The organism is Enterococcus sp. ARL09-542 (assembly GCF_005234805.1).
Taxonomy (GTDB): Bacteria; Bacillota; Bacilli; order Lactobacillales; family Enterococcaceae; genus Enterococcus_D; species Enterococcus_D gallinarum.
Genome location: NZ_QPQX01000007.1, coordinates 127611 through 142195, shown reverse-complemented (window position 1 = coordinate 142195; position 14585 = coordinate 127611). Strand labels below are relative to the sequence as shown.

Annotated in this window: 12 protein-coding genes; 1 reads left to right on the top strand and 11 read right to left on the bottom strand. The window is 40.6% G+C overall.

The window, feature by feature from the left end; translation table 11 throughout:
• Positions 1-17: 17 nt before the first annotated feature.
• The 6 genes from DVW06_RS09685 to DVW06_RS09660 form a co-directional block, all read right to left on the bottom strand.
• Positions 18-2099, bottom strand: a complete 2082-nt coding sequence (locus tag DVW06_RS09685; RefSeq protein ID WP_137264592.1) for a hypothetical protein — start codon at positions 2097-2099, stop codon at positions 18-20.
• A 380-nt stretch (positions 2100-2479) separates the two neighbouring features.
• Positions 2480-3286 carry a gluconate 5-dehydrogenase gene (locus tag DVW06_RS09680; protein WP_137264591.1) on the bottom strand — a complete coding sequence of 269 codons (807 nt, stop codon included), beginning with the start codon at positions 3284-3286 and terminating at the stop codon, positions 2480-2482.
• Between the two features lie 20 nt (positions 3287-3306).
• Complete coding sequence (kduI, locus tag DVW06_RS09675; RefSeq protein ID WP_003127152.1) at positions 3307-4149, bottom strand: 5-dehydro-4-deoxy-D-glucuronate isomerase; 843 nt, start codon at positions 4147-4149, stop codon at positions 3307-3309.
• Positions 4150-4160: 11 nt separating this feature from the next.
• Entirely contained in the window at positions 4161-5162 is a 1002-nt protein-coding gene (locus DVW06_RS09670) for a sugar kinase (RefSeq protein WP_103300039.1), read from the bottom strand.
• A gap of 1 nt (position 5163) precedes the next feature.
• Complete coding sequence (locus DVW06_RS09665; RefSeq protein WP_003127150.1) at positions 5164-5811, bottom strand: bifunctional 4-hydroxy-2-oxoglutarate aldolase/2-dehydro-3-deoxy-phosphogluconate aldolase; 648 nt, start codon at positions 5809-5811, stop codon at positions 5164-5166.
• 110 nt (positions 5812-5921) lie between these two features.
• The gene (locus DVW06_RS09660; protein ID WP_029486913.1) at positions 5922-6674 is read right to left on the bottom strand and encodes an IclR family transcriptional regulator; all 753 of its coding nucleotides are present in this window, start codon (positions 6672-6674) and stop codon (positions 5922-5924) included.
• Between the two features lie 184 nt (positions 6675-6858).
• Between DVW06_RS09660 and DVW06_RS09655 the strand changes: the two genes are divergently transcribed.
• Complete coding sequence (locus DVW06_RS09655) at positions 6859-7584, top strand: MurR/RpiR family transcriptional regulator (RefSeq protein WP_137264590.1); 726 nt, start codon at positions 6859-6861, stop codon at positions 7582-7584.
• Between the two features lie 194 nt (positions 7585-7778).
• On the opposite strand, the gene DVW06_RS09650 is transcribed toward DVW06_RS09655, so the two are convergent.
• From DVW06_RS09650 to DVW06_RS09630, 5 genes are all read right to left on the bottom strand, one after another.
• On the bottom strand, positions 7779-9143 hold the full coding sequence (locus DVW06_RS09650) for a gluconokinase (protein ID WP_117474580.1): 1365 nt from the start codon (positions 9141-9143) through the stop codon (positions 7779-7781).
• A gap of 337 nt (positions 9144-9480) precedes the next feature.
• Positions 9481-10812, bottom strand: coding sequence for a 6-phospho-alpha-glucosidase (locus DVW06_RS09645; RefSeq protein ID WP_003127146.1), 1332 nt, complete (start codon positions 10810-10812; stop codon positions 9481-9483).
• Positions 10812-12434, bottom strand: a complete 1623-nt coding sequence (locus DVW06_RS09640) for a PTS transporter subunit EIIC (RefSeq protein WP_137264589.1) — start codon at positions 12432-12434, stop codon at positions 10812-10814. The genes DVW06_RS09645 and DVW06_RS09640 overlap by 1 nt, the downstream gene beginning before the upstream one ends.
• Positions 12435-12567: 133 nt before the next feature.
• Entirely contained in the window at positions 12568-13236 is a 669-nt protein-coding gene (locus DVW06_RS09635; RefSeq protein ID WP_003127144.1) for an SGNH/GDSL hydrolase family protein, read from the bottom strand.
• Between the two features lie 7 nt (positions 13237-13243).
• Positions 13244-14584 carry a glycoside hydrolase family 30 protein gene (locus tag DVW06_RS09630; RefSeq protein ID WP_137264588.1) on the bottom strand — a complete coding sequence of 447 codons (1341 nt, stop codon included), beginning with the start codon at positions 14582-14584 and terminating at the stop codon, positions 13244-13246.
• Position 14585: the final 1 nt, after the last annotated feature.

The following is a 14585-nucleotide window of genomic DNA, read 5'->3' as shown; positions in this document are numbered from 1 at the left end:
ACGGATAGAAAATTTTTTTACTGAGGCGCATCTTCAAACATCCAAACCAGCGAGCCGTGATACTCCCCGACATGATCCGTTGGTCGCAATAACAGCTTCAATCGATTCTCAGCTAATGTGGCGGATCCACTGCCTTCCCAGACCGGCTGTGCTTTGTCCGACAAGAGAATATCCCCTGTTTTATCAACAAAAATCAGCGCATCTCGCAGCTCATGTTGCTGACTGTTTTTAAGCGGCGTATCGATTTTTACTTTCACTGTCCATTTGCTTTTTTCTAAGCGACTGTTATCTTCCACTTTGATTGGTTGACTTTCAGCAAAAAGATACTGATTAAAAGCTGGAATAGGGTGTGTTCCAAAAGATAAGACTGCCGGCACTTGCAGCCTTGGTCCTGACTCAGGAACAAACACGCGAGTTTCTGCTGCTGATTGATCCCCCTCTTTATTCTCTAGATATAATTTTACCTCTTTATTAAGCCATTCTTCTGGTACTTCGAAAACGACCGAGTCTTCCGTTTGTGTATTTCCCACATCATAGTTTCTTAGCACCTGTTTTTTCTCCCCATATTGGGCAACAACTTGGACGCTTTGATGGCTGTCATGGGAAAGGTCATAAGATAACTTGACTTCTTTAGAAAAGCGTGGAATCACGATTCTTTGTTGTCGGTCTTTTAATGTAAAGAGTAGTGGGACACCTTTTTTGTAACGATGGAAAACTTCTTGAGAACCTGGCATGACAATGATGTGGTCTTTTTCTTCTCGGATCGGATAGTACCCAGTAATGGTGGGATAGAACGAAGATAAATCAACAGAATGGGTGATCAGCCCTCTGATTTCCCCCGAATCTAAGAGCGGTTGATTTTTTTCATCAACAAATTTGATCTTCACTTCGTTATAGTAGTAAATGGACGCAGAAAGTTTTCCGATTAACCGTTCACCATCACCAATATCTTCATAAAGAATTGGTTGAAGTTGAAAACAGTCATTCTCGATCAGTGCAGGATCGACCGGCTGTTCTGCACTTCCAGTGAAGGTGTGGTGAATGATAAACTGATAACTATTGTCATAAAAGGCCCGGTTTTTTAGTGTAGAAGCTTTTGCATGAACAAGCAAATTCCCCTCATCATCGATGGTCTGGTCAAACCAATTTGTTCGATCCGTTCCAGAAAAATCTTTGATCTCGACTCCTTTTAATTGAAACTGATTTTGATCTGGATTTTCGATTCTGTAAGATAAAGTTGTTCGAGAATTGTTTGTTTCAGTGTAAGGAACTGTTTGTTGGAAACGAGTGATCACTTCATTGTTTTCGATGTTCTGAGTGGCTAGTGTTTGTGGATAGGCATAAGGAAATTCAACTGCTGGGAAAAAAACGGATAAATACTTTAATTCAGATATCCCAGCGATAGAAGATCTTGTGTCATTATTTTTGACAATAAACTGAAACTTCGAGATAGATTTTGTTGTGATTGCCAGTTTACAAGCATCATCTGACCAATTATCTGCGTTTCCTTGTCCTTTTAACGTCAAAGTGCCTTGCTCGTCTTCGCTGTATTGGATCGTGGAATCGGGAGCAGCAAAGATATGTTCTATGGCAGTAGCAGCCTGAGGAATTCGTATGTCTTTCCATTTGTTCAAACCCATTTCATTAAAAGTCGTCTTTAGTTGAATTGGCTGCATCTTATCGTCTAAAAATTCATAGGTGATTTCTGATGTACCATTTGCCCATATTTTCAATCTTAGAAATTCGTTTTTCGTGATAAGCATATCCGCACCTGAAGGTTCCAACATCTTGACAGTCACCTTGACATTGACCGGTTGCCCTTGATAATACCCAACATTTCTTATCAGAGCAGCGCTCTCTTTTACAGAATTAATCCCAGTAACTATTCTTTCACTATTCACGACTCCAGACACTTTTTCTATCGTGGTTGATTCACCATTTCTCATAATAAAAGCATGATCTGCAGGAATCTTCTCGGTTAAAGCGTTGCGATAATAAGAGGAATCTGTGATCGAGCCCTCCGTTTGGGCAGCTGCCTTTTGCGTACTAACAAAGACACTACAAATAAATAGCATTGCTACTAGAAACCATTTTTTCATCTTAATCCTCCTAATTTAATTTGTTCTTTCTATCAATTGATTTAGTGGAAAATCGATAGAACCCCTAATCTATTTACTCATATCCACTGACAATTGAATAGTCTAAAAAATTTATCAAATAAAGAAAAAAACTAGAGCAAAGCTGCAAGAAAACTAACTGTTGGTTCTTTAGTAAGCGGCTCCCCCCCTTCTTCTTGATCGAACTTGGCTAGAACCACGATCCGCCTTCTCAGAGAAGAGGTTCTCCCATTCATTTTTTTATCGGAAAATTCGACAAAGAAAACCCCTACTCTTTGCAAAATCCATTGAGGATGTGCGAAGAATAGGAGCTTTTTTGATTGCTAAGTTCGCCTGTTTTAGAAATCAGAAACTTAGGAGGATTACTCAGGCTGTTTGCCAATATAAGCCAAAATACCACCGTCCACATAGAGAACATGTCCGTTGACAAAATTGGAAGCGTCAGAAGCCAAGAAGACAGCAGGACCGGCTAAGTCTACGGGCTCTCCCCAACGCGCTGCTGGCGTTTTCGCCACAATGAACTGATCAAAGGGATGACGAGATCCATCTGGTTGGATCTCTCTTAATGGTGCAGTTTGCGGTGTCGCGATATAACCAGGGCCAATGCCGTTACACTGAATGTTTGCTTCACCAAACTCAGAACAAATGTTTTTGGTTAGCATTTTAAGCCCACCTTTAGCAGCTGCATAACCAGCAACGGTTTCGCGGCCAAGTTCACTCATCATAGAACAAATATTGATAATTTTGCCATGTCCTTTTTTGATCATGGAAGGCAAAACGGCTTTAGAAACGATGAATGGCGCATTCAAATCAACATCAACTACCTGACGGAAATTAGCGGCTGACATCTCCAACATTGGGATCCGTTTGATGATCCCTGCATTGTTGACTAAGATATCAATGACACCTACTTCTTCCTCTATGGTTTTGACCATTTCATTGACTGCTGCTTCATCGGTGACATCACAGACATAGCCATGGGCTTTGATGCCGGCTGCTTGATAATTTTTTATGCCTTCATCGACTGATTCTTGTGTTAAATTATTAAAGACGATCGTTGCACCAGCTGCTGCCAAAGATTGGGCGATCGTAAAGCCAATCCCATAAACTGCGCCGGTAACTAATGCAATCTTGCCATCTAAACGAAAGTGATCCATTGAAAAATCCATCTTCATCCTTCTTTCTTTTATTATTTCAACTCATCCATGGGAACCATGTCCATATCTGTGTATGTGATGTTCTCCCCGCACATTGCCCAAATAAAGGAATAGTTGCTTGTTCCGACTCCAGAATGGATCGACCAACTTGGGGAAATGACTGCTTGCTCTTCTGCGACTACTAAATGTTTGGTTTCATCTGGTTTACCCATCATATGGAAAACTTTTGTGTCCTCATTGGCAAAATCAAAATAAACATAGGCTTCCATACGGCGTTCATGGGTATGACAAGGCATCGTATTCCAAGCGCTACCTGGTTCTAAAATCGTATACCCCATTTGCAGCTGGCAACTTTCACACACATTCGGATGAATATACTGATAAATCTTCCGTTCATTCAGCGTCAAGCCTTCACCTGTTTCCATTGGTTTGACCTGATCGATACTGATTTTTACATTCGGGTATTTATGATGTGCCGGTACACTGGATACATAGAATTTCGCCGGATCATTTGGATCTTTTGAAGAAAAGACTACATGTTTCGTTTCTTTTCCGATATAGTATCCGTCTTGCTTTTTCATGTCTTCTTTGGTGCCGTCAATTTCAATGGTTCCTGCACCGCCAATATTGATCACACCTAGTTCACGGCGTTCCAAAAAGTATTCTACGCCTAACTCTTTGCTCAATTGAATCTCTAATGGTTGATCCGTAGGCGTTACTCCGCCAAAGATCATGCGATCATTATGGGTATAAGTCAACTGGATCGTTCCGGGTACAAAAATTTTCTCTACCAAAAATTCATTGCGTAATTGTTCGGTACTATAGTGTCGAATATCTGCTGGGCTGTGTGTATAACGGGTTTCCATTTCTTGCATGCTGGTTCCTCCTAGCGAATGATTTTTCCAGATCCGGCTGCTAAAAATTCAGCTACTTCCGCTTCTGTAAATTGATTACAATCTCCATGAATCGTGTGCTTTAATGCAGATGCTGCGGTAGCAAAGTCAATGGTTTCCTGAGAGGAATACCCACTTAGAATGCCATGCAGGACGCCTGCACAAAAAGCATCCCCTCCGCCTACTCGATCAACAATAGGATCGATGCGGTGTTCTTGAGAAGCTGCATATTGGCCGTTATGCCAAAGAGTACCCATCAATGTATTAGCACTGGCGGAAAGCACTTCTCGTTTTGTCGAATAAAACAGTTCAATATTCGGATAACGCTGGTTCATTTGTTGGTAATAATACAGCAACTCATTTCCTTGCCCTGTATAGGCTGGAATCTCCATAAAAACTTGTGCATCCAACTTGCCCGCCGAACAATAATCGACCAAAGGAAGGATTTCCTTTAGAAAGGCGGCGGCTTCATTTGTCGTCCACAGTTTGCCACGATAATTGATATCGAAACTGATTTTGCAACCTGCTTTTTTCGCACGCTTAACAAGTGAAAGGGTCAAATCCCGCCACGTCTCGGATAACGCTGGTGTAATGCCGGATACATGGAAAAGTGCGACATCTTTAAAGATCGCTTCTGACCATTCATTGGTCTTGATTTCCGCAAAACTTGACCCTGCACGGTCATAAATGACTTTTGCTGCACGTTCTCCTACACCAGATTCCATATAGTAAGTACCCAGCCGGGGACCACCGCTTAGAAGCAGACTGCAATCCACTCCGTAATTGCGTAAATGATGGGTAACAGCTTTTCCGAGATCATTTGCCGGGACTTTACTTGCAAAAGAGACGTCGTGCCCATAGTTAGCTAAAGAGATAGCAACATTTGCTTCACCACCGCCATAGTGTGCAGCAAAATGTCCGCTTTGCTCCAAGCGTACACCAGAACTAGTCGATAAGCGCAACATAATCTCGCCTAAGGTAATAATTCTAGTCATCTCAGTTACCTCGAATGTCATTTAACTTGGCCACATATTGTGAAGCAACCGCTGTCACTTTCTCGAAATCACCACTAGCAGCTGGCGCTAACAAATTACCACCGACACCAACAGCGACCACTCCGGCATTGAACCACTCAGACATATTTTCCAAGCTGACTCCGCCAGTAGGCATAATATTCAATTGGGGCAATGGTGCTTTGAAAGCGGAAATGATACTAGGACCATAGGCACTTCCTGGAAACAGCTTGATGATGTCTGCGCCTGATTTCAAGGCTTCTTTCATTTCAGTGATCGTCATACAGCCTGGCAAATAAGGTACTTGATACAAATTACAAATCTCAGCTGTATCGCGATCAAATGTCGGACTGACGATATACTCTGCGCCAGCCATAATCGCTAAGCGGGCAGTCACTGCGTCAAGTACCGTGCCAGCTCCTATGATCACTTCTTGGTCCTCTTGATAGTCATTGACTAACTCTGCAATCACTTCAGCAGCTTGCGGAACCGTGAAGGTCAATTCAATTCCTTTAATACCGCCTCGGACGATGGCACGACTAGCTTCCAGCGCTTCTTGCCTTGTAGTGCCTCGAACGACTGCAACGATTCCACAGGCTTTTAACTTTGATAATCGCTCTACTTTTTTCATAAACCCCTCCGTTCTTAATTTCCTATTTGGAAATTAAGTTTTATTATAAAGAAATCTTATCTTTATTATACCTGGTCTTTTTTCTTTTGCAAGGGGTTTCCAAAAGTATTTCAAATAGCTGCTTCGATTTTATCTTTTGTGGCACGTATTTCTTGAAGCAATGTTTGTTTATAGCTCTCGGTCAATCGGTATTTTGGCAGACTGACTGAGAAAGCACCGACAATTTCCTCATCTTTCAAAAGAGCCGCGCCGATACAAAAAATCTCTTTCTCCATTTCTTCATCATCAAAAGCGATCTTCAGCTGACGCACTTCTCTTAACTCTTGATTTAATTTAAGAACATTCGTGATGGTGTTCTCAGTATAAGGTTGTAAAGGTGTTTCATCTAAATAAGCTTCATAGCTTGTCTCATCGAATTCTGCCAATACAGCTTTCCCCATCGCTGAGCTATATAAAGGTCTTGAAATTCCCACCTTCGACGACATGCGAATAGTTTGATTTTGAGGTTCCAGTTTATTGACATACAAGATTTCATTCGCTGTCAAAACCCCCAAATGGATGGTCTCATCGGCTTTTTCCTGCAATTCTTCCAAAAATGGCAGACTGATCTCTACCAAGTCAAGTTCTTGAATATTTTTATTGGCATATTTGACGAGTTTAGATCCTAAGCGGTATTCTTTTTGCTTGTCCTTTGCAACATAGCCGATCAGCTGTAATGTTTCGAGAATCTTTAACGCGGTTGAATTGGTTAAGTCTGTAGCAGCTGCAATCTCTTGCAACGATTTGTTGGGTTCTTCCGCAAGATAATCCATGATTTTCGCGGCTTTAATCAAAACAGTCCCATAGGGTTTCGTCATTTGTATTCCACCTTTGTTTTTTCTATATAAGAAATTATAATCTCTTATAATGAAATAAACAACCAAACTTATCCATCTTCTCTTGCGAAGACGGTATAAGAAGGTTGTTTAAAAAAAGGATAAAGAAAAAAGTTTTACTTTCTGTTTCTCTTCATTGTATGATGATATTACCACGAAAAGGAGCAATAGCATGGACTTAAATGTATTGACCAAAGGAAAAAAAATTTCCGAAAGCGAGCAGCACATCCTCACTTATTTGGTGTCTCATACGGACAAAATCGAAGGCGTCCCTTTGCGAAAAATCGCGCAAGAGCTTTATACTTATCCAGCAACACTGGTGCGATTAGCACAAAAATTAGGTTTTTCCGGCTATTTGGAATTACTTTATTTCTTAAAAAATCGGCTGAATCGTCAAATGACCACTGAAGCAGCCATTGACTATCAGATCAACACAGAAGGCATTGCAGCCTCTATTGATGCGATCAAAGAAATTTATGCTCAAAACAATGATAAATTCATTACCATTTATGCCACTGGCTTTTCTGGTATCATAGCAGAATACCTTCATAAAAAAATGTTGGTTAATGGTATTAAAACTTTACTGGTGAGTGCTTCTGATTCCGGCGGTATCATTAGTAATAATATCGACAACATCAGTATGCTGATTACGATTTCTAAATCGGGGGAGACACAGAAAGTGCTAGAAAAAATGCAACTAGCGAATGACCATCAAATCCCCACTGTCCTTTTTTGCGGCAATGGTGAACACCGAGCCCATCAACTAGCAAATTTTTCTTTTGGTGTCACTGATGAACGACCATATGATACGCAGAACATCCAATATACGAGTTTTTACGGAAAGCTTTTACTGCTAATGGAGTACCTCGTAGAGGCATTTACTGCCGAAATCAACTAAAAGAGTCCAGGGCTTCAACATATGGAATAGCCAAAAAACTCTAGGATCACCCCTGCTATCTGGCTTTCCCGCTTCGCATCTACTCGATAAATGAAGCCATTCAGTTGCTTTCAGGTCGTTCAATCTTGTTGTTCAATCTTGTTGTTCAATCTTGTTGTTCAATCTCGCTGATACTTCAGCCGCAACCTTTTCTGCTAGTCAAAATAATGTTCAGCGAGCGACGCGTAGGCTGCGCTCGTTTTTTGATTCGGCGTAATGGTCTGCAAGTGGTCTCTTGCTGCCAAACGATGACCAAAATAAAGATCATAAAGACCAAAAATTGGTTCGTTTGCCGGTGACAAATAACATGTCACGCCCAAGATATCAGCTGTTAATTGTGCAATGGCTTTCGATTGGAAAACGCCACCGCTGATCGTCACTTCATCAGTAATTGCTGCCATTTCTTTTAAAACACCAATATTCAACAACATCCCCTCAATTGCTCCACGAATCATATCTGCCCGAGTATGTTGAATCGTCAAACCATGATAAGACGCCTTGATATCAGATGTCCAATAAGGAGCCCGTTCCCCATTGATAAACGGAAAAAAGCGCAGACCATGGCTACCGATTGTGGTTTCTTCAATGATTCTTGGGAGACTCTCATAGAAAGTGTCAGGATCTTGTGCCAATGTTTCTTTGATCCAAGCAAGGACGCACCCCCCATTATTCGACGGAGCACCAATGACATATTGACCCTCTTTAAGGTAATAACAAAAATTTTGCCGCTGATCGAACACCGGTTGATCCGTCACCTTTCGAACAGCAGCACTAGTGCCGATCGTCAAACTATTTTTGATTCCAGTCGATACATACCCTGCATAAGCCGCCAAACAGCCATCACTGGCGCCGCACATGATCTCTACTGTTTCATTCAATCCATAGCGAGCGGCAGCGGACGCAGCAATAGGAAACCGATCGGTCGTGTCACAGATTGGCGCAAACTGTTCAATGGAAAGGTCCAAATAGTGAAGAATCTCTTGACTCCAATTTTTTTCTTCAAGAGAGTAGAGGCCTGTTGCCGATGCAGTACTTCGGTCAATCCAAGGAGCTCCGGTAAATAAAAGCATCACCAATTCTTTCAGCCCATACCATTTCGTCTTGCCATCAAAACCGCCAGCGGATTTGAAGTGAAGCAACTTAGCAAATGGCGACATCGCATGGATCGGTGTCCCAGTCTGCCGATAAAACGATTCTGACAATGAGGATTGACGAAACTCTGCAATCACTTGGCTAGCCTGATTATCTGACCAAATATAGATTTCTTCAAATTTCTCATTTATCACTGGCATTAGACTATGCATCGCTGTACTGAACCCAATCACTGTTATTTGCTCTCGTAAAGAGGAGGGAATCGCCGTGATCCCTTTCAAAAGTACAGCTATAATTTCTGACGCAGACTGTGTGCGACCTTTTTCTGTTTTGGTATAAATAGGAAAAGAACGTTGATAAATGATTTTCCGTTCTTCCAACAAACCGATTTTTATTGCCGTCGTTCCAATATCAATCCCTAAAAACATTCCTCTCGCTCCCTTATCTCTGCTAATTCATTTCTATTTTAGCATACTTAAAAAAGATCCCCACAAAAAGACCATTGCTCATCTCCCTTTGAATTCTTGACAAACATTTAGAATGTCAGTGATTCCAGCAAAAAAATCCGAATGATTGACAAGAGGGTTGGCAAACATCCAGCTTGCAGCCATCAACTACTGCACCACAGATGCACTTCCCCTCGTTTATCATTCAGATCCTCTATCTCCTCTGTCATCCTCAGACTTTTTAATGAGCACTAATTGTTGTAAGGTTTTTCAAAGTGACATCTTTTGATCAGAAATGTTTCTCAGCATGTGAAACATTTTAGTGGAGTCCCGGCCAATAATCACCATTTTCTGAGACCAGATCATCTAAGAGATCTTTGGCTACTTTTGCGCTAGGAATGGTTTTGGAAAGGGTTAACGCCTGCCACATTTTTTGGTAACTCTTTTCCACATATGCCTCCACCACTAATTTTTCCACAGTGACTTGTTGGAACATCAAGGCTTGTTGGAAAGATGGTATCTTGCCTTGTGCCAAAGCTTCTGGTCCATCAGAGCCAACAATACAAGGAACTTCCACCATGGCATCATCAGGAAAGTTAGCGATTGCCCCGTTATTCTCAACAATCATGACCATTCGTTCATGCGTATTGAACGCAATTGCTCGTGCCAGATCCACAATAAAGGTTGCATGAGCATCGATTTCAAATGCGATACCCTCTGCCGATCCTTGTTCGATGATTTTTTTCGCATGGTCGAAGACTCGCTTTTCTCTCCCTTCCATGACCTCATTCGAACGCGTATATTCGGGATGCTCTTTCATATGATCATAAACGTAATCTGGGTATAAGTAATATTTTAAATACGTATTTGGCAAATACTCTGGTGTCAGAGCCAAAAGATCTTTGGCTTTTTTGTGGGTTTCTTGCCAACTAGGATCTGTATGTTGGGTGTCCACTTCAACTTGAGTGAGATAGCCATTCTGTGCAACATATTCCCTGATTTGTTGGATGTATTCGTTGCCTTCTTTGTCCTTGATGCTGGTCCACCAGCCAAAATGATTCAAGCCAAAATAACGAACTTCTAAGTCTGCTGGATTTTTATCAATAATTTGCGACATCCGTCGCAAGGTGCCCACTGGCATATCGCAAATATTCAACACTTTTGCGTCAGGTCGCAACACACGACAGGCTTCTGCTACAATCGCTGCCGGATTCGAATAATTTAACATCCAGCAATCTGGCGAATACGTTTCCATATAATCAATGATTTCCAACATTCCGGTGATACTGCGCATACCATAAGCGATACCGCCAGGTCCGCAAGTCTCTTGACCGAACACACCATGGCGTAGAGGAACCTTCTCGTCTTTTTCCCGCATGTCATATTTGCCTACTCGAATATGAGCCATACAAAAATCAGCACCAGTAAAAGCTGCTTGCGGATCCGTCGTATAAGAAAATTCGATCTGTGGTGCCTGTTCTTTTAATAAGATCGTCAATGCTTCACCTAAAGTTCTTTGTCGCGCTTCATCATTATCATAAAGTGTCAGCTTTCTCAATGGGAAGCGGTTTTGATTATCTAACAGCATCATCACGATCCCTGGTGTGAAGGTACTTCCTCCACCGGCAATCACTACTGAAAAATTCTTCATCATTCAATCTCTCCTTCTCGTCCAAGAAACTTTTCTAATTCTTCTCGTACTTTTGGTACAGTCAATCCATAAACAACATGGACATTCTCACCATTCTTGATAACGCCTTTGGCTTGGGTTTCTTCTTTTAGCAATGTCTCATCCACTAGTTCTGGATTTTTTAGTTTCAAACGCAATCGTGTGTAACAGTTGTCAATCGTTTTAATATTACTGTCTCCACCTAAACCTTTCGTGATCAATGCTGAAATCGAGTCCGTTGGTACAGATGAAGGGATTACTTCTGCCGTCACTCCAACACCAGCTCCTGCTAACCGTTTCTCTTTGTACTCTTTTTTTGAATACAATTTTGTTTCATTCCCTTCATCTTCCCGACCGACTGTTTTCAAATTCATTTTGGTAATCAAAAAGCGGAAAAGAGCATAATAGAGAAAGAAAAATACTATGCCAACGGCGATATAGATGGGCCAGCGAGTCTTTTCAATCCCTAACGGCAAGTTATACAAAAGGAAATCAATAAAGCCATTCGGACCAATCGCTCTTGAGCCAAAAATATTCAATGCAACCATACTCAGTCCACTTAATGCGGAATGGATCACGAACAAAACTGGTGCAACGAACATAAACGAAAATTCGATCGGTTCCGTTACCCCAGCAATAAAGGAAGTCACCACTTCTGGGATCAAAATAGCTTTGACCTTGACTCTATTCTCTGGTTTTGCGGTCTGATACATAGCTAGACAGGCACCAAGTAAGCCAAACATTTTTGAAATTCCTCGTGCATCCCAGATGACACTTTGCGAGAGAACCTTTACTGCCGGATCCGCAATTTCTGCAAAGTAAATGTTCCGAGCCCCTTCGAAGACTTGGCCCCCAACTTCAGCGACGCCTCCAAGGGAAGTATATAGAAATGGTGTATAGATCAAATGATGGAGTCCAGTTGGAATCAATAATCTTTCTAGCGTCCCGTATAAGAAGATACCGAAGTTTCCTGTTTCTTGAATAATGCCGCCTAATCCATCAATCCCCGTTTGAATCACCGGCCATACGATCGAAGAAAGGATGGCGAACAATACAACAACTGGAATCAAAACAATGAAGACAAAGCGAGCCCCGCCATAGACTTGAAAAGCATTATTGAAGGTAGTGTCGATGAAACGGTTGTGGATCAATGCAACGATGATCCCTAAGATGATCCCTAAAAATACCCCCATATCTAAGACTTGAACCCCTAAAACCAGTGCTTGTCCTGATCCTTGGAGTGCATCGGCGGCTACAAGCATCCCTCGAAGTTCCATAAATTTGTTCATGGCATATAAAAACACCAGATAGCCTAGTAATGCAGTAAACGCCGCTTCCGCCTTTTTCTTTTTGGCCAGACCAAGAGCGATCCCTACACAAAATATGATGCCGAGATTCGTTAAGATCGGTAAAAGTGAGGCAGAGAGAATGCTGCCAAAACCTGTGGTGATTGGGTTATCCAAAAATGGAAAACGTTCGATCAAACGAACATTGGTAAAAACATTGCCAATGGCAATCAAGATCCCAGCAATTGGCAAAATCAGAACCGGTACAAACATGGCTTTTGAAAACTTCTGCATCGCATCCATCATTTTTTCTTTCATTGATGATACTCCTTTGCTTTTTTATCGGTAGGTTTATTATAGGTAAGTTTGAAGGACATTCCTATAGAAATCGCTTTCAAATCAACCTGTTACATAGATTGGAACGTGTTTCATAAAAAGAAGCATCGAATGGTCATTTCTTACCATCCGATGCTTCTTTATTCACCTTTCGTACTAAATCCACATGTTGATATATCAAAGGGAAAATTTTTCTATATGCAGCTTCTGTTAAATGTATGCCATCTTTGGTATTCAAAGCATCAAGCTGTTTAGTTTCATCTATAAGCAAATTATTGACTTCAATCGTCTCATATCCATTTGAATCGGCAAGCTTGCTGATTTTCTCACTTGCTTCAATCACACGGCTATTGATTCTATACTTTGAAGCCTGCAGTAGCCATTGCTCGCCTTGTTTTTTTGAAACGTCTTGCATTATTCCGGTATTTACTGGATAAAACTTAATAAAAGTAACTGCACATTGTGGTAGACTTTTCTTCAATTTACTGAAAATTTGGCGGTAGCTATCTAATAAGTGACTATCCTCAAAACACTCGTCTGCTAGATCATTTGACCCAATATTGATCAATAGATGTACAGGTTGTATAGAGAGTATCAATCGATCAAAAATTTCAAGATAGTCTTTAGAAGTTGCTCCACTAATTCCGCGGTTATAAACAATTATTTCTTTATCGAGAAACAATTGTTCCAAAGGAAATTCTTCCATTAAAGAAGAACCAGCAAAGACGATTTTCCCATTTTCCGCATCATGATTTTTAGAAACATAACGATTCAAACAGATCATTTTCCGCCTACTCCTCGTTATTAGATATTTCTCTAATCGTCATCGCAGTTTTCGCTGACAAATAGATTGTATCCATTGAATAAGTATCTATCGTTATCTTAACAGATGCATCCTTTTCACTATCGTTAAACAAAATAACAACAATGGATTTATTATTATTCTGAAAGGCAACACTTTGGATATGCCGATCATTCGAGCTTTCAATTCGAACAGATTCAGGGCGGACAAATTTACTGAAATGAGCCAGACCAAAATAATCAAGTGTCAATTCATAGTTTTTCGTTTGTTGATCCACTTTTACAAGGCCGCGACAAGTACTTTTTCCAAATCCCGGAACAGTAGGTCCATTATTTTCGTCTAGCGCTAAATTCCAAAGCGTCATAGATTTTGCACCATTTCTAAAAATGTTGATCCCTGTTCTCATTAGATTACTGAAAGCTGGTTCAAAGGCTGGTATCCAATCTCCTCCAGATCCCTCAGTAAAATGGATTTCTTTATCTGGATAAAATAGAGCAACTCTTGATTGATTAATTACATTACCACCATACCAGTGCCAAGCTATGCCATCAAAGGCCGCTTCTGCCTTATCCAAAATTTCTAATGGATAATCAATTCTATCCCAGTTATGATCATAGCCTAATATTTTTGTCCGAATGTTATTATCATTAAACAAAGGTTTTAAGTATTTAGCAACAAAAGTTGCTTGTTCATCCGCCAGCATCTCCATTCCTGGGTAATTCGGTGGCACAAACAACGGTTCATTTTGTGGTGTAATCGCATATATATCTAATCCATGCATATGATAACTGTCAATCACTTTTTTGAAGTAATGAGCATATGTATCATAATACTTCAACAACAATTTTCCACCAATCATTTGTTGAGAATCTTTCATCCATCCAGGAGCACTCCAAGGAGACATAAATAATTTTAGTTCAGGATTCATTTTCTTAGCATATTTTGTTAGGGGAATGATACTTTCTTCATCTTGTGCGATAGAAAAATGAATCAGATTCTCATCTGTTTGATCTTTTTCCATATCATCATAACTATAAATATGCCTCGCATAGTCAGATGCACCCATTGGGTTTCGTAGAATTGAAAAACCGATTCCTTTTTTTGAATCAAATAACGCTTCCATGACTGCGATTTGTTGCTCTTCAGATAAGCATTTATCAACTAAATATGCAGAAGAATCTGTCAAAGAAGTTCCCCATCCATCAATTTTCTGAAAAGTTTGATGGCTATTGACATTGATTTCAAACTCATTTTTATTTTGTGTAAACGGAGATTGTTCAAGCTGAAACATATTCATTTCATCTGTTGTCGTGTAATATTCAAAACTCAAT

Coding starts and splice junctions, on each gene's coding strand:
- kduI (WP_003127152.1), bottom strand. CDS start 4,149: ATGCAAGAAATGGAAACCCGTTATACACACAGCCCAGCAGATATTCGA.
- DVW06_RS09680 (WP_137264591.1), bottom strand. CDS start 3,286: ATGGATTTTTCAATGGATCACTTTCGTTTAGATGGCAAGATTGCATTA.
- DVW06_RS09670 (WP_103300039.1), bottom strand. CDS start 5,162: ATGACTAGAATTATTACCTTAGGCGAGATTATGTTGCGCTTATCGACT.
- DVW06_RS09665 (WP_003127150.1), bottom strand. CDS start 5,811: ATGAAAAAAGTAGAGCGATTATCAAAGTTAAAAGCCTGTGGAATCGTT.
- DVW06_RS09635 (WP_003127144.1), bottom strand. CDS start 13,236: ATGATCTGTTTGAATCGTTATGTTTCTAAAAATCATGATGCGGAAAAT.
- DVW06_RS09655 (WP_137264590.1), top strand. CDS start 6,859: ATGGACTTAAATGTATTGACCAAAGGAAAAAAAATTTCCGAAAGCGAG.
- DVW06_RS09645 (WP_003127146.1), bottom strand. CDS start 10,812: ATGAAGAATTTTTCAGTAGTGATTGCCGGTGGAGGAAGTACCTTCACA.
- DVW06_RS09640 (WP_137264589.1), bottom strand. CDS start 12,434: ATGAAAGAAAAAATGATGGATGCGATGCAGAAGTTTTCAAAAGCCATG.
- DVW06_RS09650 (WP_117474580.1), bottom strand. CDS start 9,143: ATGTTTTTAGGGATTGATATTGGAACGACGGCAATAAAAATCGGTTTG.
- DVW06_RS09685 (WP_137264592.1), bottom strand. CDS start 2,099: ATGAAAAAATGGTTTCTAGTAGCAATGCTATTTATTTGTAGTGTCTTT.